Annotated in this window: 13 protein-coding genes; 8 read left to right on the top strand and 5 right to left on the bottom strand. The window is 35.8% G+C overall.

The window, feature by feature from the left end:
- Positions 1 to 11 precede the first annotated feature (11 nt).
- Positions 12 to 206, bottom strand: coding sequence for a hypothetical protein (locus tag C8N46_RS15345; protein WP_108115793.1), 195 nt, complete (start codon positions 204 to 206; stop codon positions 12 to 14).
- A gap of 61 nt (positions 207 to 267) precedes the next feature.
- Between C8N46_RS15345 and C8N46_RS15340 the strand changes: the two genes are divergently transcribed.
- The 3 genes from C8N46_RS15340 to C8N46_RS15330 all read left to right on the top strand — a co-directional run bounded on the left by C8N46_RS15340 (position 268) and on the right by C8N46_RS15330 (position 4,532).
- Positions 268 to 1,011, top strand: coding sequence for a nucleotidyltransferase domain-containing protein (locus tag C8N46_RS15340; protein ID WP_108115792.1), 744 nt, complete (start codon positions 268 to 270; stop codon positions 1,009 to 1,011).
- A 203-nt stretch (positions 1,012 to 1,214) separates the two neighbouring features.
- Positions 1,215 to 3,968 carry a TonB-dependent receptor gene (locus C8N46_RS15335; protein ID WP_108115791.1) on the top strand — a complete coding sequence of 918 codons (2,754 nt, stop codon included), beginning with the start codon at positions 1,215 to 1,217 and terminating at the stop codon, positions 3,966 to 3,968.
- Positions 3,969 to 4,091: 123 nt separating this feature from the next.
- Positions 4,092 to 4,532, top strand: coding sequence for a hypothetical protein (locus tag C8N46_RS15330; protein ID WP_108115790.1), 441 nt, complete (start codon positions 4,092 to 4,094; stop codon positions 4,530 to 4,532).
- A 275-nt stretch (positions 4,533 to 4,807) separates the two neighbouring features.
- On the opposite strand, the gene C8N46_RS15325 is transcribed toward C8N46_RS15330, so the two are convergent.
- The gene (locus C8N46_RS15325; protein WP_108115789.1) at positions 4,808 to 5,854 is read right to left on the bottom strand and encodes an endonuclease/exonuclease/phosphatase family protein; all 1,047 of its coding nucleotides are present in this window, start codon (positions 5,852 to 5,854) and stop codon (positions 4,808 to 4,810) included.
- Between the two features lie 138 nt (positions 5,855 to 5,992).
- Here C8N46_RS15325 and C8N46_RS15320 point away from each other — a divergent pair, with 138 nt between their 5' ends.
- Together C8N46_RS15320 and C8N46_RS15315 are read left to right on the top strand one after the other, a co-directional pair.
- A complete protein-coding gene (locus C8N46_RS15320; RefSeq protein WP_108115788.1) occupies positions 5,993 to 8,800 on the top strand; it encodes a carboxypeptidase regulatory-like domain-containing protein in 2,808 nt (935 codons plus the stop codon).
- A 63-nt stretch (positions 8,801 to 8,863) separates the two neighbouring features.
- Positions 8,864 to 10,276: a DUF5689 domain-containing protein gene (locus tag C8N46_RS15315; RefSeq protein WP_146169841.1), complete on the top strand. Its 1,413-nt coding sequence runs from the start codon at positions 8,864 to 8,866 to the stop codon at positions 10,274 to 10,276.
- 501 nt (positions 10,277 to 10,777) lie between these two features.
- Here the strand turns inward: C8N46_RS15315 and C8N46_RS15310 are convergent.
- From C8N46_RS15310 to C8N46_RS15305, 3 genes are all read right to left on the bottom strand, one after another.
- The gene (locus C8N46_RS15310) at positions 10,778 to 12,898 is read right to left on the bottom strand and encodes a prolyl oligopeptidase family serine peptidase (protein WP_158269169.1); all 2,121 of its coding nucleotides are present in this window, start codon (positions 12,896 to 12,898) and stop codon (positions 10,778 to 10,780) included.
- Positions 12,899 to 13,046: 148 nt separating this feature from the next.
- Positions 13,047 to 13,223, bottom strand: a complete 177-nt coding sequence (locus tag C8N46_RS20570) for a hypothetical protein (protein ID WP_158269168.1) — start codon at positions 13,221 to 13,223, stop codon at positions 13,047 to 13,049.
- A 127-nt stretch (positions 13,224 to 13,350) separates the two neighbouring features.
- Positions 13,351 to 15,162, bottom strand: a complete 1,812-nt coding sequence (locus C8N46_RS15305; RefSeq protein WP_146169840.1) for a helix-turn-helix domain-containing protein — start codon at positions 15,160 to 15,162, stop codon at positions 13,351 to 13,353.
- A gap of 431 nt (positions 15,163 to 15,593) precedes the next feature.
- On the opposite strand from C8N46_RS15305, the gene C8N46_RS15300 reads away from it, so the two are divergent.
- Genes C8N46_RS15300 through C8N46_RS15290 form a run of 3 tightly spaced genes read left to right on the top strand, consistent with a single transcriptional unit; the run spans position 15,594 to position 17,580 of the window.
- Positions 15,594 to 15,974, top strand: a complete 381-nt coding sequence (locus tag C8N46_RS15300) for a hypothetical protein (RefSeq protein ID WP_108115784.1) — start codon at positions 15,594 to 15,596, stop codon at positions 15,972 to 15,974.
- Positions 15,975 to 15,993: 19 nt separating this feature from the next.
- Positions 15,994 to 16,575, top strand: a complete 582-nt coding sequence (locus C8N46_RS15295; protein ID WP_108115783.1) for a hypothetical protein — start codon at positions 15,994 to 15,996, stop codon at positions 16,573 to 16,575.
- A 21-nt stretch (positions 16,576 to 16,596) separates the two neighbouring features.
- Positions 16,597 to 17,580, top strand: a complete 984-nt coding sequence (locus C8N46_RS15290) for an HTTM domain-containing protein (RefSeq protein ID WP_108115782.1) — start codon at positions 16,597 to 16,599, stop codon at positions 17,578 to 17,580.
- The last annotated feature ends 94 nt before the right edge of the window (positions 17,581 to 17,674 follow it).

Raw genomic sequence — 17,674 nt, 5'->3', positions numbered from 1 at the left:
TATTTTAAATATCAAGTTGACCAAGTTGAGTCGCAACCATTAGTTGAATAATCGTAATCATTGCATCTTACATATTGTTCTAAGTAAGGATCCCATTCACAAGTTTTTCCTGATGCACCACCTTTCACTTTTTCTAAGTCCAATTCTAAAAGTTGGGAAACTTTAGTTTTGTTTAATTTTAAATGTTTTGTTTCTTTCTTTTTCATGATATAACTAAATTTTAATTAATAATCCTTTTCTTTGAATAAAAGTAAGTTAAGTACTTTAATGGACAAACGTATTTATAATTACATTAACACTTGGAAGACCCAAAAAAATGTTATTGGGATATTAGTCTGTGGAAGTCATGCCACTAAACTCAGTAGACCAGACTCTGATGTTGATTTGAGAATTCTTTATTCTGAAAACGAGGAAAACAGTCGAAAAAAAGGAGTAAAAACCTTTGAAGACCTATCATTTTCGTATTTAACAGGTACGGTTAGAGATTATTTAACAACTCTTCATAATCAGTTTTTTAGGCAATCTAAGTTTGAAGCACGAATGTTTGCCTTAGGAGTTATTCTTTTCGATGTAGAAGATGAATTAAAAAAACTTTCGCAAAAAGCAAATTCACTACTAAAGTTAGCGTATGAAGCTCCCTCAGAAAATTTACTGCTATTAAAGAAATACATGCTTTCCAATCACTACAACTTTTTCATTAAATTACACAAAGATGCTCCGTTGTGGAAATATCATTACTTTCAGTTTCTAGATCACATATTTAAGGTCTACAGCTTTTCCATAGGTTTTGAAACACCTTCTGTTGAGAAACTGAATAGAGTCTTGTTTGATGACATCTACAATAAAGTCAATAATTTTGAAGAATACCCAGACAGTATTTTTTTAGAATTATGGCAGAAGTCCATCAATAGCGAAACAGAAAAATTCATAGTACATGTAAAATCACTTTATGCGCATGTGCAAAAAAAACTGGAACAATTCAATCCAAATGATTTTGAAGCTTACATCTAACAGATAAATAACTAAAGAATACTCTAAATTCTTCATATATAAAAACTTAATAATAAAATAACACAATCTTTTGTAATAATAACTTTTTTGTTCAGTCTCGTTGATTTGTTAAAAAAAACTTAATTACTATACAGTAAAGTGTAAAATTTAAATATAAAACTTAGTACATTTGCCACGACTTTAAAAACTTATATTCTTATATAATGAAAAAAACTTACAATGTATTTTTAGCAGTAGCGATGTTTTTTATTACATCGGTTGCCTTTTCACAAGGAACCATTACTGGTAAAGTAGTAGATGAAGCAGGACCATTGCCAGGTGCAAGTGTTCTAGTGAAAGGAACAACAAACGGAACTTCCACAAATTTTAACGGAGAATTTACGTTGAACGTGTCAACTGCGACAGGAACTATTGAAATTTCGTATGTCGGATTTGCTACAAAGTCAATTCAATTCAATGTTTCTGGAGGAACGCAAAACTTAGGAACTGTTGCACTTGATGCTGATAATTCTTTAGATGAAGTAGTTATCGTAGGTGTGGTTGATATCGCAAAAGAGCGTGAAACTCCTGTAGCGGTTTCTACCATTAAAGCACAAGAAATTGTAGAGCGTTTAGGAAACCAAGAACTTCCTGAATTATTAAACGCAACACCTTCTGTATATGCTACAAAGTCAGGTGGTGGATTTGGAGATTCAAGAATCAACATTCGTGGATTCGATCAAAGAAATACAGCAGTATTAATAAATGGTGTTCCTGTGAACGACATGGAAAACGGAGCTGTATTCTGGAGTAACTGGACAGGTTTAGCCGATGTAGCTTCTGCCATTCAAGTACAAAGAGGTTTGGGTTCTTCTAAACTAGCAATTTCGTCTGTAGGTGGAACGTTAAACATCGTCACAAAAACAACCGACAGAAACGAAGGTGGATTTGTGGGAACTACGTTAGGTAACGATAATTACTTAAAAACAATCGCTTCCTATTCAACAGGAAGAATGGAAAATGGTTTTGCCTTTACAGGATTGTTTAGTAGAGTTGCGGGTGACGGATATATTGATGGAACTGCCTTTGAAGGATACAACTATTTCTTAGGATTTGGTTGGTCAAACGAAAAAAGAACACACGACGTTCAGTTTACAGTAACAGGTGCGCCACAAGTACACAACCAAAGAACAACTAGCTTCTTTAATGCAGCAACCTTAGCACAATACTTGCAATACGGAGACAAGTACAACTATAACAACGGTACGTTAAACGGAGAAGAATTCAACTGGAGAAGAAACTTCTATCACAAGCCAGTATTATCATTAAACTGGGATTGGGATATCTCTGATAAAACAAAATTATCATCGGTTGCATACGCGTCTTTTGGTCGTGGTGGAGGAACTGGTGACATCGGTCGTGGTAGAACTGGTGGCGGAAGCTCTGCTTTTGCTTCAAGCTTAGCCTTTAGAGATGCTGCTACAGGATTGGTGAAATTTGACGAAATCGTACGTTGGAATGCTGGAGAAGCAACATCGTTTACAGGAACTGGAGATAGTGATATCTTATTAAATCAGCCAGATGCGAATGGAAACAACTTTGTACAAGCACGAAGCAATGGTATTGTGCGTAGAGCTTCTATCAACTCACACAACTGGTTTGGGTTGTTAGCAAACTTAAACACACAATTGAACGATAACTTAACCTTAGATATCGGATTTGATGCAAGAACGTACAAAGGTTTTCACTACCGTAGATTGGACAATCTTTTAGGAGCAGACGGTTATATTGATAACGGAAACGTAAACAATCCAAACATTGCGTTGACAAACACATATTCTTCTAACTTCTCCTCTATCGTAAATGTATTTAAAGACATCGATAATGAAGACAAAATCGACTATTACAATATCGGATATGTTCGTTGGTTAGGAATCTTTGGTCAGTTAGAATACAAAAAAGATGATATTTCTGCATTCGTGCAATTCTCTGGTGCAAATCAAGCATATAGTAGAGAAGATTTATTCTTACTAACGCCAGCTGAAGGACAGCGTACGGATTGGGAAAATATTTTAGGAGGAACCATCAAAGGTGGTTTGAACTACAACATCAACGAAAACCACAATGTATTTGCCAATGCAGGATATTACTCAAAGCAACCATTGTTTGATGCGGTATATTTGAACAATACCAACGAATTGAATGAAGATATTCGTAACGAAAAAGTATTTGGTGTTGAAATTGGATACGGGTACCAATCTGAAAAATTATCGGCAAACGTTAACTTATACAGAACTTCTTGGAAAGACAGATTCCAAACTATCTTTGGAACATTCCCTGATCCAGATGATCCAATGGAAACAGTACAAGGACGTACAAACGTAGTAGGAATTGAGCAAGTACACATGGGATTTGAATTGGAAACAACGTACCGTCCATTAGACTTCTTAACGTTTAGAGGAATGTTATCTATTGGTAATTGGGAATATGGTGGAACCGTTTCAGGTCCTGCATTTGATACCAATGACCAAAACCGTGTAGTTGGTGAAAACACCTTATTCTTAGACAACGTAAAGGTTGGAAACGCAGCGCAAACTACCATGCGTTTGGCAGGGATTGTTGAGCCAGTTAAAAACTTAAAATTTGACGTTGCTTGGTTTAGAGCAGACAACTTATATGCGGATATTAGAGCAGAAGACTTTGATGTAGCAGATAACAGAGGTTCTTTACAATTGCCAGCTTACAACTTATTTGATGGAGGAATTTCATACCTCTGGTTGGTTGGAAAAGAAAAGCAAAACAGAGTTAATTTCAGATTAAACGTCAACAACTTGTTCAATACAACGTACATCGTAGAATCGCAAACAAACATCTTTGCGGATCCAGGAGATGATACGTATGACGGAATCAACACGGCAAACAAAGCATTCTTTGGTTTCGGTAGAACATGGAACTTTAGTGTACGTTATACATTCTAACGTAATAGCATTAGTACAAAACTTAAAAAGCCTTGCATTTGCAAGGCTTTTTTATTCCTTCACATTACCACTAAACACATTCAAAAAAATAAGTACCTTTGTGCATCAACTAAAAACAAACTTATGTACGACGCAATCAAAACCCTGCACTCATACTTTGCCTATTTTGTATTACTTATGCTAATCGTAGCAGTAGTCAATGCAATTATAGGATTTACAACCAATAAAAAATTCACAGCCAAAGACTTACGCATTTCTCTATTCGCGTTAATCTTTACACATTTACAACTTGTAGTAGGAATCATTCTATATTTTGTCTCTTTAAAAGGATTTACTATGATTCAACAAAATGGAATGAAACTAGATAGTGCCTCACGCTTATTAGCCTTAGAACATCCTTTGGTAGGAATTTTGGCAATTATTTTCATCACGATTGGTTGGTCCAAACACAAAAAACAAGAAACAGCTAAAAGAGCTTATGGAAAAATAGCGCTCTTCTACGGAATCGGATTGCTACTTATCCTTTCAAGATTGCCTTGGAAAGACTGGTGGAATCTGTATTAAAATAGAAACAGTTTTGACGTTACTCACATCATGCTGAGCTTGACTCCGTATCACATCAAACTGGTAACAGAAAACAAAAAATCCTTATCAATTACGATAAGGATTTTTTTATTTCGTCATTCTCGCAAAGGCGAAAAATAATTTTCAAATAAACATCGAGCAAAGCGATGATGCACAATAATTCTGCGCAAGCAGAAAACAATTGGAGCAATCAACTAATTTTCAAATTAAAGACATTTTCAAATCTTCAAATTAAAAATTGCTACATTAAAAAACTACTCTGCTTCTTTAATCAAATGCACATATACTGGAAAATGGTCGCTATAACCACCTGTATACGTACCATTGGCAAAACTTCTGAACGGATAGCCTTTATAGCGTCCGCGTTTGTTAGATAAATATGTTTTATTATAAATTCCAGCTCTGTAATAGCGATACTCGGAAAAATCTTTCTCTAATAATGGCGCAGATATCACAATTTGGTCAAACAAATTCCAGCCGTCTCTATAGGCAAGTGTTCCATTTCCTTCGCGCGCCATGCCTTCCATAGGATTGTACAAATCTTTTCCTTTCACTTCTTCACGATTTTCCTTTGTTTTCAACACTTCTTTCAGACTCACATTAAAAGGGTCATCATTCAAATCGCCCATGGTAAAAATTTTAGCATGCTTGTCAATATCTTGAAGCGAATCAATAATGCGCTTGTTCAATTCGGCAGCTTTTACACGTTTTGGTCTGCTTCGCGCTTCTCCACCACTACGCGATGGCCAGTGATTGACAATAATATGTACTTCGTCACCATCCAATACACCAGAAACTAACAATTGATCTCTTGTATACACGCGTCGGTCGCCATCATAAATATACAACGGATGCTTTGAAAAACTGTGCGGTTGAAAAACACCTTGCTTGTAAAGCAATCCGACATCAATACCTCGTTTATCAGGTGAATCGAAGTGGATAATGGCATAATCTTCATCTTTCAACTTCGGGTCTTTAATCAAATCTTCCAATACTTGTCTGTTTTCTACTTCGGCTACGCCTAAAATCGCTGGTGATGTTCTAGAAACATCATAGCCAATATCTGAAATTACGCGGGCAAGTTTGGAAATTTTATCTTCATAAATCTTTGAACGATCACTTTGAATTTCCATAATTGGACTCTTCTCGTCATCTTTCAGCGGATCATTAATCGTATCAAACAAGTTTTCTACATTATAAAAGGCAATTGTTTGTACTCTATATTGCTTCTTTTTTTGTGCCCAAGTATGGGTAAATGCAAGCAAAAAAGCTAGTACTACTAGGGATTTAAGGTTTTTCATTTATTGAATGTTATGTTATCTTAAACAATCTATACAAAAGATAGACCAAAAGTAGTTATTAATTATAAAAAATGTACATTTGCGCGTCGTTATTAAAGATTTTTTAAACTCGAATAATAATTAATTGCAAATTACAGTATGAAAAAACTTATTTTCTTATTTGGATTGCTATCCGTTTGGTTTGTCAGCGGACAAAACTCAATTACGGGAATCGTACTTGATGCCAATACAGATGACGCACTCCAAAATGTTACAGTTTCAGTTGCAAGAAATAACAACAAAGAAGTTGTTACAGATGCATCGGGAGCTTTTAAGTTAACAAATGTTGCGGCAGGTACAGTGGATATAGTATTCACAAAAGATGGTTATTCTATATTAAGAATGCCTGTTACCATTGCCGATGGTCAAGCAATTGACTTAGGAACAATCTTGTTAAAAAAATTCGTCCAAGAAGATGTAACCCTTATTACATTAACAGACGATGAATTGAATGACGATTCAACAGCAGCAGACAACATCTCAGGATTATTACAATCGTCAAGAGACGTATTTTTGCGTACCGCGGCTTTTGAATTTGGTCAAACGTTCTTTAGAGTTAGAGGATTAGACTCCGAAAACGGAACCGTACTTATCAACGGTATTGAAATGAACAAATCCTTCAACGGACGACCACAATGGAGTAACTGGGGAGGATTGAATGATGTGGTAAGAAACCAAACACTAACAAATGGTTTAAGCGCTTCTGATTACACATTTGGAGGTATCTTAGGAACTACAAACATCAATACAAGAGCTTCTGAATACAGAGAAGGTGGAAGAGTAACCTATTCGTCTTCCGACAGAAGTTATACCAACAGAATTATGGCAACCTATTCTTCAGGCTTACTTGAAAATGGATGGGCATATACAATCTCAGCAGGAAGAAGATGGGGAGAAGAAGGATTTAACGACGCTACTTTCTACGACGCAAATTCTTTATTCGTTTCGGTTGAAAAACAATTAAACGACAAGCACAGTCTTAATTTTACAGGAATCTACGCGCCAAACAGAAGAGGTTTGTCTTCTGCAAATACGCAAGAAGTATATGATTTAAAAGGCATTCGCTACAACGAATTTTGGGGATACCAAGACGGAGAAAAGCGAAACTCAAGAGTACGTAGAGTCATTGAACCAATTTTAATGTTGAACCATTACTGGGATATCTCAGAAAATACAACCTTAAATACCAATGTTGCGTATCAATTTGGTGAACAAGGAAGAAGTCGTTTAGACTTTGGAGGAACGGACATTGACCCAGGAAGCGGTTTCCCAATTGGAAACGCGGCAAACCCTAGTCCGACGTACTACCAAAAATTACCAAGTTATTTCCGTAGAAACTTCCCTGACAATCCATTATTAGCTTTTCAAGCGCAAGAAGCGTTTGTAAATGACGGACAAATTGACTGGCAAGCCTTATACATTGCCAACCAAAACAACTTAGTGGCTGGCGGAAATGCAATCAACATCGTATATGAAGATAGAACAGATGATAGACAATTTACAGCAAATACTATTCTAAATACTGCAATTAACGATAACATTACTTTAAGCGGAAATGTGAACTTTACTTCGTTAGTTTCTGAAAACTTTGCGGAAGTAACCGATTTATTAGGAGGAACAGGATATTTAGATGTAGATCCTTTTGCAAGCGATTTGGCTAACGAGCCAGGAGCTGTTCAAAACGACTTAAACAATCCAAACCGAATTGTAACTGAAGGCGATCGTTTTCGTTACAACTTCGAAATTCGCTCTAACACCATTGGAGGTTTTGCACAAGCACAATTCAAATACAGAAAAGTAGATTTCTTCCTAGCAGGTAGCGTTAAAAACACAACCTATCAACGTGAAGGATTGTACAGAAACGGTGGTTTCCCTAACAATTCATTCGGAAAAGGAGAAAAATTATCGTTTACAGGCTTTGGAGCAAAAGGAGGATTGACGTATAAATTAACAGGTCGTCACTTATTTGATTTCAACGCTGGATATGTAACACGAGCGCCATCTATTCGTAATACCTTCTCAAACTCAAGAGAAAACAACAATGTAGTGCCAGACATTACAGAAGAAAAAATTACGTCATTTGACGCAAGTTATATCTACAGATCACCAATCGTAAAAGCGAGATTAACTGGATACTACACCAAAATGCAAGACGCTAATGAAATTTCATTCTTCTTTGCTGATGGTATTGGAGGAGATAACCAAGCATTTATTCAAGAAATTTTACAAGGTGTAGACAGACAACACATTGGTGGAGAATTGGGAATTGAAGCACAAATAACATCTACTATCAAACTAAAAGGTGTAGCTTCTGTAGGACAATATACATTTGCTAACAATCCAAACTTATTTGTAACTACAGAAGATAACGTAGACACAAGAGCTGCTGGATTCGTAGATGGAAAATTAGATTTCGGTCAAGTAGCTTTAAAGGATTATAAAATTGCAGGTGGACCACAAAGAGCGTTCTCTTTAGGATTTGAATATAGAGATCCAGATTACTGGTGGTTTGGTGCTACAAGTAACTTCTTCTCAAACGCGTATATTGATGTAAGTCCATTACAAAGAAGTAGCAACTTCTACACCGATTTTGACGGACAAGTATTTAATGATTACGATCCAGAATTGGCGCGCGAATTGTTAAGACAAGAAGAATTTGACAGCTACATGATGGTCAACTTAATAGGAGGAAAATCATGGAAACTAGGCGATTATTATGTTGGTTTCTTTGCTAGTATCAACAACGTATTTGACAAAGAATTCATTACTGGAGGTTTTGAGCAAGGACGTAATGCTAACTTCCGAGAATTAAGAGACGATTCTGCCCTTGAAACAAGAGTATTTGGTAACAGATACTGGTATGGTAGAGGAAGAACCTATTTCTTAAACGTATATTTTAGATTCTAAAACAAACAAAAAAAACAAAGATTGCGTATCTTTAAGATGCGCAGAAAAAATAAAATCGAACAAATGAAAGCAAATAAAATTTTTAGTCTAATAGCAGTCTTTGGAACTCTAGGATTGGTTATTACTTCTTGTGTTCAAGACGATGAATTTGCAATTCCTAACGGAACAACAGCGGTTGATCCTGGATTAACTGCAAACGCTACCTTCCAAAACATGGTAGCAAGATACCAACAAGCAGTTGGTGACGGTGATGAAATCGCTGTTATCGCAACTGATGAAGCTGAAATTATTATTGAAGGATATGTAGTATCTAGTGACCAAGCTGGAAACTTCTTCGAAGAATTAATCATTCAAAACAAAAGAGACGGAGCTAGCCCAGATGCTGATCCACGATTAGGTTTCCGTGTTGATATCAACCAATCTGCATTATTCAACAGCTACGAATTTGGTAGAAAAGTATATATCAAAATGAATGGTTTGGCTATTGGTCTTGAAAATGGTGTGTATGCTATTGGAAAGCCAAATGGAAACGATATCGATCAAATTCAACCATTCGAATTGGAAGATTTCGTAGTCCGTGGAACACAAGTAGCACAAATTACACCAAAACAAACTACCATTGCTGAATTGACTTCAGCTGACGAAAATACATTTATTCAATTAACAGATGTACAATTTAGCAGAAACGACTTAGGATTAACGTATGCAGGAGAAGCTTCTGATAACTTTGACGGATTCAGAACAATTGAAGAATGTGCAGATGGTGGAGGAAGCATTGCCTTACAAACAAGTACATTTGCTGATTTCAAATCATTAACAATTGATGAAAACAGAGGAAACATTCAAGGAATCTTTACAAGAGATTTTGGAGATGATGCAAATGTATTAGTAATCAACACGTTAGCAGATGTCAACTTTACAGATGCTATTCGTTGCGATCCAAATCTTTTAGAGTGTGAAGGACCAGTTTCTTCGGCGGTAACTGTATTCAATCAAGATTTTGAAACAATTACGAATGAAGCTCAATTAGACGCGTTAGGATGGACAAACGTAAACGTATCAGGTGGTTCTGAGCGTTTTGAAGATGGTTCTTTCGGTGGAGACAGATATATGATTATTTCTGCTTTCGGAACAGGAGAAAACCCATTAGAAGCATGGTTAGTAACTCCAGCAATCAACTTAGACGGAACAACGCAAGAAGAATTAACCTTCAATGTTTCTGCAAACTTTGAAACAGGTCAAATTTTACAAGCGTTCATCACTGAAAACTACACAGGTGATCCAACAACAACAGAGTGGACCTTATTAGATGCTAACATTCCTATTGGAGGAAGTGGATTTGGAAGCTTCGTTCCTTCAAACGTTAACATTTCTTGTTTAAATGGTGATGTACACGTAGCCTTCAAATACTTAGGTGCTGCTGGTGGTGCAGAAACACGTTACCACATTGACGATATCAAAGTAACAGGAATGTAAAATACTGTTATAAAAAATATTTCATAGAAAAAGAGTGCTGGAAACAGTGCTCTTTTTTTGTAACCTGAGTTCTATTAATAATAATCATTTTATCACTTATAATTAACCAATAAATAACAGATTGTCAGGAGCGCAGTCGAGAACAACTAAGAAAGTCTATATTTCTATTGAATCTCGAGAGCTATGCTCGGTATCTACGATAATGCTCGATTTGACACTTTTGTAACTGTTGGAAAATCATGATTATAAATCTAATTTTAAATCGAACTCAGGTTTGTAGTATTGAGATGTGTGGACTGATTACTGAGAGGTTTCAAAGTCTATGAAGTACAATCGTATTAGGGTGCAGGTTTAAGAGTTTACACCTCAAATTCAACCTAAGAAAAACCGAAAAACAAACAACAAAAAACAGCCAAGAGTTATTATTGACAAACAAACGAATTGACAAATCAACAAGAAAAAAGCAACCCAACACCCAAAACCCAACACCAAGAAAAAAACCTACTCCACCTGAAACTTCCGACTACCTGTCTGCCACAAGGCAAAAGAAATGATATTGGCGAGTTCTTCACGTTTGCTTTTCTGTGTTCTATCAAAACCATGACCTTCGGAAAAATTCACAGACAATAAAATTGGGTCATCAGCACTTGTAGCTGCTTGCATACGTGCGGCAAACTTCGAAGGTTGCCATGCCGCGACTCTCGAATCATTAATACCCGAAGTCAAAAATACAGCAGGATATGCTACATCCTCCTCAATATGATGATACGCGTCCATAGCATATAACGCTTCAAATCCTAGCGAATCTTTTACGGTCCCAAATTCTTTTACATTATTCTGTCCGTTAGGTGCAATTTCAGAGCGTAGTGTATTCAACAAACCAACTCTAATAACCACAGCAGCATACAAATCTGGGCGTTCGGTAATGGCGCGTCCAATGGTAATTCCACCAGCACTTCCGCCCCAAACAGCAAACTTTTCTGGTGACGTATAGCCTTCATCAATCAAAAATTCGGTACAGGCAATAAAATCTTTCCACGAATTTGGTTTGGTCGTTTTATAACCCGCTTGGTGCCACTGTTCTCCTTTTTCGCCACCGCCACGAACATGCGCTACAGCATACATACCGCCTTCGCCAATCCAGTATAACAAATACGGATACAGCATTGGCGCATTAATCCAATTATAACAACCATAGCCATTCAACAACATGCGATTCTTGCCATTTTTCAGCATTCCTTTCTTGTAAATGATAGAGAGCGGCACTTGTACACCATCGTGAGAAGTGATTTCTATCTCTTCTACGACGACATCTTGCAATTCTGGATAATTGACTACAGGAGTCACATTTTCGGTCGTAAACTGGCTCTTTTCGGCTTCATATCGATATCTGTGTCTGTGACTTGTCCAGCCTTCCGTTTCTATCCACAAATCAGGAAATTGGGTTCCGATGCTTGACAAGGAAATACTGCCCGAAGCTTTGGGTAAAATGATGTTTTCAATGGTATTATCGCGTAACTGATACAAATTTGCCAACACGCCGTTTTTAGTAGTAGTAAAAAACAATCCGTTGGAGGTAATGGTAAAATCGTTTAAAATTTTATCGCTATACGCGGGAATTACTTCTGTAGGTGCGTCAAAATTCAAGCTGCTCAACGAAGTTTTATAAATGCCAAAATTGGAAGCTTTTTGCGCACTTAAAAAATAAATATCGTCTTGATAGGGCAGAAACTTTTCTACCTTGTGCTTCTTTTTAAAAAGCGGTTTCCAGGTTACTTTTTTCTTTCCCATTTCGCTGATAGGCGCATAGTAATAATCTTTAAAACCAATGCCGCCAACACGTCCAAACATATACTTTGGGTATTGTCCAAAAATATTGACAATCGGGAAATCTTCAGGGTTTAAGTCAAGTTCAGGATGTGTTTTTCGGGAAAAAAGAATGTGCAAATCTTTCGGATTGCTTCCTAAACGATACAAAACGGTAGCAGTATCTAAAATATAATTGGAAGAAGTCGTATCAATGTCTGGAATGTGCAAATAGGTAAATCCGGAATTGTCAGCCAACCAATGAATTCCGCCCAATTCTGAAGGCCAGCAATGGTCAATCACTTCTTTGTGAAACGTTTTGGAAGGCACATCATATATGACCACTTCTGAAAACTCTTCGTCATTTTTGGTAAAGCCAATCGCTATTTTTTGACCGTCCCAGCTTGGCTGAAAATAATTGATAATATACGTATTTTTGGTGTGCGATTTATAATTTTGAGAATTGAAAATGGCAGTTTCTTCGCCGTCAATTCCTTTTTTAAAATACAACACATTGGCTTCATGATTTTCTGCATATTTTAGATAATAATACGCATCTGACGAAAGTACTTTCACATCAAAAACAGCATCAGCACGCATTTTGTCATACTGTTCAATTTTTTTCAACAGTTGTTGGCGCCCTGAAATTTGTTCGAGTGTTTCTTTGGTATAAGCATCTTGTGTTTTCAACCAAGAAAGTACGGCAGTATCTTTTAGGTTTTCTAAATATTGATACGGATCTTCAACAGTGGTTGAAAAATACGTGTTTTGTATAGGTTGTTGTTTGGCTATATTCGCATGTTCGCTGTTAGTCATACATTGCGTGAGCCATAGTAAGGATAAAAAATAATATATAAACTGTGATTTCATAAGCTGGTAGGGATGCTATAAAAGTGTAAAATGCTACAACAGACTATTAAAAAATAACTGAAATAGCACTTTACGTATATAGAGAAATATAAAACTATCCTTGCGTGTCGATAGTATCTCCTCCACAATCGTATGTACACGTATCTTGTGATGGGCAGTTCTCAGTTTCCTCAGGAATGGATCCTCCATACAAACTATGGATGTCTCCAACTTTAGCGATTTTTAATTTTGATAAATTCAATTTTCCTAAGTTTCTTTTGTTCATTTTCATGGTTAATTTTGTTTTCTGGTTACGGTGCTAAATTATGGCAAAACATAGACCTATTATAATGAAGTATCGTGATATTTATAAATATCACGATAAAAACTGTTTTGTAAAAACCTGACAATCAATAAGTTTAGTCTATTTTTTGATTTTCAAGCTGTTTTAAGAAGTACGACGGATTTATGCCTGTTTTTTTATGAAAAGCGATGGAAAATGACTGTGCATTGTTGAATCCAACCTCTTGGGCGATGGCCTTAATGGTGTACGATCGGAAACGTTTATCTTCTTTTAATCGCGTGATGGCATAATCAATTCGTATCTCATTCATATACTTCGCAAAGTTCATTCCTTTGGTCACATTGATGATTTTTGAGAGATACGTACTGTTGGTATCTAATTCTTTTGCCAGTTTGGTAAGTGTATAATTTTTCTTAGTGAAGCGATGTGTGTCTTCAAACTTTTCTAACTTTTCTAAAATGCCATCTACAATATCTTGCGGCAATCCAATAGATTCTTCTTGCGAAGGAGCTAGTTTGATTTTTTCATCTATAGCAGCTTCTTTGGAATCGGTTTTTTCCTTTTCTTTTTGAATTTTTTTCTGCTCATAATCTTCCATCAACGTCGCAAAACGCCTTTTGTACACTCTATTTCTTCTAGAAAAGTACACAATAAAAGCCAGTAAAATGATGGAAACAATAATCAATATAGTGACGACTCTTTGCGATAAAAAGTTTTCATCTTGCAATTGATTGATGAGTGCTTCTTTTTCACTGAGCAATTCTTCTTTTTCAGAAATCATCAAAGGAGTTTCGTATTTCTGAACAATCTCTTTCCCCAAATTTTGATATTGTTCGGTTATAATATCATCTACCGCTAACAATTTTTCAATCGTGGCAAGTCGCGCTTCCGCATCATTAGACGCTTTATATTCCGTATTTAAAAACTCGTAGGCTTCTTTTGCCTGAAAAATAACTTTGGGTTTTTGCTCATAAATAGAATCTACCTTTACTAAATACGCAATACCTTCTTTATTTTTTTTCTGCGCTTTTAAACATCGGTACACATATAAATAGTTAGAACACAACGCTTTTTCATTGTTCGACAAAAATCGTGTAGCTTTCAATAAACTATCAATCGCAGGCGTGTAGTTTTCTTTGTAATACGACATTACGCCGTAAGAGGTTAAAAAGAAAGGATACAAATATTGATTGTGATGTTGCAAACTGGCTTTGATACCGCGTTGGTGTACTACTTCGGCAGAATCGAGCACTCTGTTTTTATTATATGAGTCTGCCAACGCCAATAAAGATTTTAAATATTGCTCAGAGTCTTTCTTTTCGTAGGCATTCTTTCGAATAAATTCAATATTCTCCTCAAAAATCCGCAAGGCTTCTGCGCGTTCTTCGGGCTCTTTGCTCACATTTTTAAGCAATCCAATATAATGTTTGATTGAAATTTGTTGTGCAATATTGTTGGTTTCCAGTGCCAAATTATTCGCCAAAGCAAAATTGGTCAACGCGTCGTTGTATTTGGACTGATAGTATAATTGTATTCCTTTTAATAAATATCCTTTGGCAGGATAATTTTCCAGTTTGCTGTTTTTGGTCAATAAAATGATGCTATCTGTATAAGAAATAGCAGTTGGCGTGTGACTAAAATGATTGACGAATAGCTCATAAGCTGTACTAATTTCGGCAATATCATTGGCTTTTTTTGCTTTCGCAAGATAGTTTGTTGCAATTTCCAACGCTTTTTCAGGATTTTTAGAAGCATAAAACTCCGATTTCATGTCTTCAAACGAGCCAGAACTCAGCTGTGAAAATGCAGAAGAAGTATAGAAAAACAACAATAAAATGACACAAAATTGTGCAAAACACATCTTTTTCCACAAAAAAGCATGCTGAATAGCCCTAAAAAAGGTTGGTAAGTAGGTCGGTTTTTTCACGTTTTCTTCAGGTTTTTTCTTTAGTTGGACTTTTTGTGCATAAAAAACGAAGGTTTACACACTAAAATCTATCAAATTTAAAAGTAAAAACGCATAAAACCATCCGAAAATTCAAAATATTCAAAGAGTATAGTTCTTTATCACTCCCAAAACTGCTCTTTTCCACGAAAAAAGCAATCACTATTGCTGACGCAAGTGCTCACAAGACTTTCCACAAAAAAAGGGCACATGATATTTATAAATCTGTTGCATGATATTTATAAACGTCATTACTAACTACTTGATTTGCAGCAAATAAAGTCATTATTTAGCACTGTGATTCTGTTGCAACAATCATATAGGCGGAAACTGAAAAGCCTTTAAATTTTAAAAAAGAGTAAGTATCAAATCAAATATTTTAAAACAAATAATAACTATTTAAATCTTTAATTATGAAAACAAAAATCTTTTTACCAGTACTAGCAATGTTAAGCTTAATGTTATTTTCTTTTACAACAACCACACAAGAAGGTTCTGTAAGACAATTAGCAGATGGAAACTATCTTTTAGAAAATGTAGCATTAGAAGACCAAGACTTATTTAGAATTGATGAAATGACCGAGCGTATTAGCTTTAGTGGAGAAATTAACGAAGAAACTGCTGCTCGTGGAATTTGGATTTTCCGTAACAAAACACATGATGACAATAAGTTTACACAAAAAACATTTATCGGATCAAGTGCGCATGATGTTATGAATGCAGAAGATGTTCAAATTGCTCAAGAGTTTAGAGGAGAATTGGACGAAATGATGCACAGATACATGAATCAATAATCTATAGCTATTTAGTATCATGAATCCGTTCAAAAATACCATTGTGTGCGTCACATTAGTTTCAATTCAATTGTTCAGCATCATATCCATCAATGTTGAAGGTTTGCTGGGCGACTACGAAATGATGTCTGACAAAGACACACAGGTAGAAAAGGATGTAAAAATAGGGTCTGCTTTACGTAGCAGCCCTATTTTTAAAACCTATGCCAATTACACAGGAACCGACACAAGTTATGGTTTCTTCTCACCAAATGTAGGAAGCGAATTTGTACTAGCGTTTACAGTATTGGACTGTGACGGAAAAGTACTCGGAGAGCATCAAACTCCAACAAGCTTAGAACAAAAAGAAAGCAAAGTACGCTTTAACCTCTGTACGTTTCCTATGATGGACAAAATTATGATGGAAGAGCCAAACGAATTATTTGATGATTATTTTGAAGTAATGATGCATCAAATAGCAGAAAATATCAAAGCGTCGTACAACACAGGATACAAAGTTGTTTCTGAAATTTACATTCACCAACCCGCAACCATTACACAAACGCTGGAAGGAAAAACAGAAAAGCTAGTACTGTTAGAACGTTATACATTCCGATTTTAAAAAATACCACAACCACAAGCCATGAACATCTCACGCAAAACCATCGCATCAAAAATACAATCGTTTTTCTTTCAAGAAGACAATACCAAAGGCACATTTATCGCTTTTTTCAGAATAGGAACGAGTGTTTTTATCCTAATTCATCTGTTGAGTATTATTCTTGATTTTACGAAACTATTTGGGAAATATGGCATTATACCGTACGATATTCGAGAATTTATACTCCCAGAAGAAATGGTTTCTTTCACGCAAATTATTACCTTTTTTGAAGGCTACGGAATACCAGAAAGTATTACAATTACAAGTCTTCTCACAGTATTTATACTATCGGTAATTGCTTTGATGATTGGATTTTGCACACGATTTTCAGCGCTGACAACACTTATTCTGTACAAATCTATTTACGCAGGAACTTATATTTACGGAATTGACGGATTTGTGGTAACGTCATTATTCTACTTAGTTATCTTTCCTTCAGGATACTATCTATCTGTTGACAATATTATTTTCAAAAAAAGAAGCCGAAAAAACTTAAACGCAACGCTGTTCAAACGCTTATTACAAATCAATGTATGCTTGGTATATTTCTTTGCAGGAATCTCCAAAGCGACAGGAATTACATGGTGGAATGGTGAAGCCATGTGGAAATCAATCAACTTATGGAGCGCCAACAATGTTTTCAATTTTGACTTTACTTGGCTTGCCGAAAACTCATACATACTCATTGTATTAGGTTGGGGCGTTTTAGCGATTGAAATTCTCTATCCTGTTTTTATCTGGAGCAAAAAAACTAGAAAATTTTGGTTAATGGGAACATTGCTCATGCACATTGGTATCGGAGTTTTGTTAGAGCTATACTTCTTTGCAGCCTTTATGATGTTTTGGAATATCACCGCATTTTACATCGACAAACCAATAGATTTAAAACAGTTGGTAACAGGATTTACCTTTTCCAAACCAAAAACTAAAACGACCATTTCACAAAGTGTACCGTTGGAAGCTTAAAAAAACCAACGTCACATTTTCTACAAAGAACAAGCTTTCTTCTGATTGCTTACATAACACAAAACTAATTTTATCACCAATTAAAAATAGCAAA

The sequence above is a fragment of the Kordia periserrulae genome (assembly GCF_003054265.1).
Lineage (GTDB): Bacteria > Bacteroidota > Bacteroidia > Flavobacteriales > Flavobacteriaceae > Kordia > Kordia periserrulae.
The sequence above is the reverse complement of the archived record's forward strand: the minus strand, read 5'-3'. Positions and strand labels throughout refer to the sequence as shown.

Coding starts and splice junctions, on each gene's coding strand:
- C8N46_RS15310 (WP_158269169.1), bottom strand. CDS start 12,898: ATGACTAACAGCGAACATGCGAATATAGCCAAACAACAACCTATACAA.
- C8N46_RS15335 (WP_108115791.1), top strand. CDS start 1,215: ATGAAAAAAACTTACAATGTATTTTTAGCAGTAGCGATGTTTTTTATT.
- C8N46_RS15325 (WP_108115789.1), bottom strand. CDS start 5,854: ATGAAAAACCTTAAATCCCTAGTAGTACTAGCTTTTTTGCTTGCATTT.
- C8N46_RS15295 (WP_108115783.1), top strand. CDS start 15,994: ATGAATCCGTTCAAAAATACCATTGTGTGCGTCACATTAGTTTCAATT.
- C8N46_RS20570 (WP_158269168.1), bottom strand. CDS start 13,223: ATGAAAATGAACAAAAGAAACTTAGGAAAATTGAATTTATCAAAATTA.
- C8N46_RS15315 (WP_146169841.1), top strand. CDS start 8,864: ATGAAAGCAAATAAAATTTTTAGTCTAATAGCAGTCTTTGGAACTCTA.
- C8N46_RS15300 (WP_108115784.1), top strand. CDS start 15,594: ATGAAAACAAAAATCTTTTTACCAGTACTAGCAATGTTAAGCTTAATG.
- C8N46_RS15345 (WP_108115793.1), bottom strand. CDS start 206: ATGAAAAAGAAAGAAACAAAACATTTAAAATTAAACAAAACTAAAGTT.
- C8N46_RS15330 (WP_108115790.1), top strand. CDS start 4,092: ATGTACGACGCAATCAAAACCCTGCACTCATACTTTGCCTATTTTGTA.
- C8N46_RS15320 (WP_108115788.1), top strand. CDS start 5,993: ATGAAAAAACTTATTTTCTTATTTGGATTGCTATCCGTTTGGTTTGTC.
- C8N46_RS15340 (WP_108115792.1), top strand. CDS start 268: ATGGACAAACGTATTTATAATTACATTAACACTTGGAAGACCCAAAAA.
- C8N46_RS15290 (WP_108115782.1), top strand. CDS start 16,597: ATGAACATCTCACGCAAAACCATCGCATCAAAAATACAATCGTTTTTC.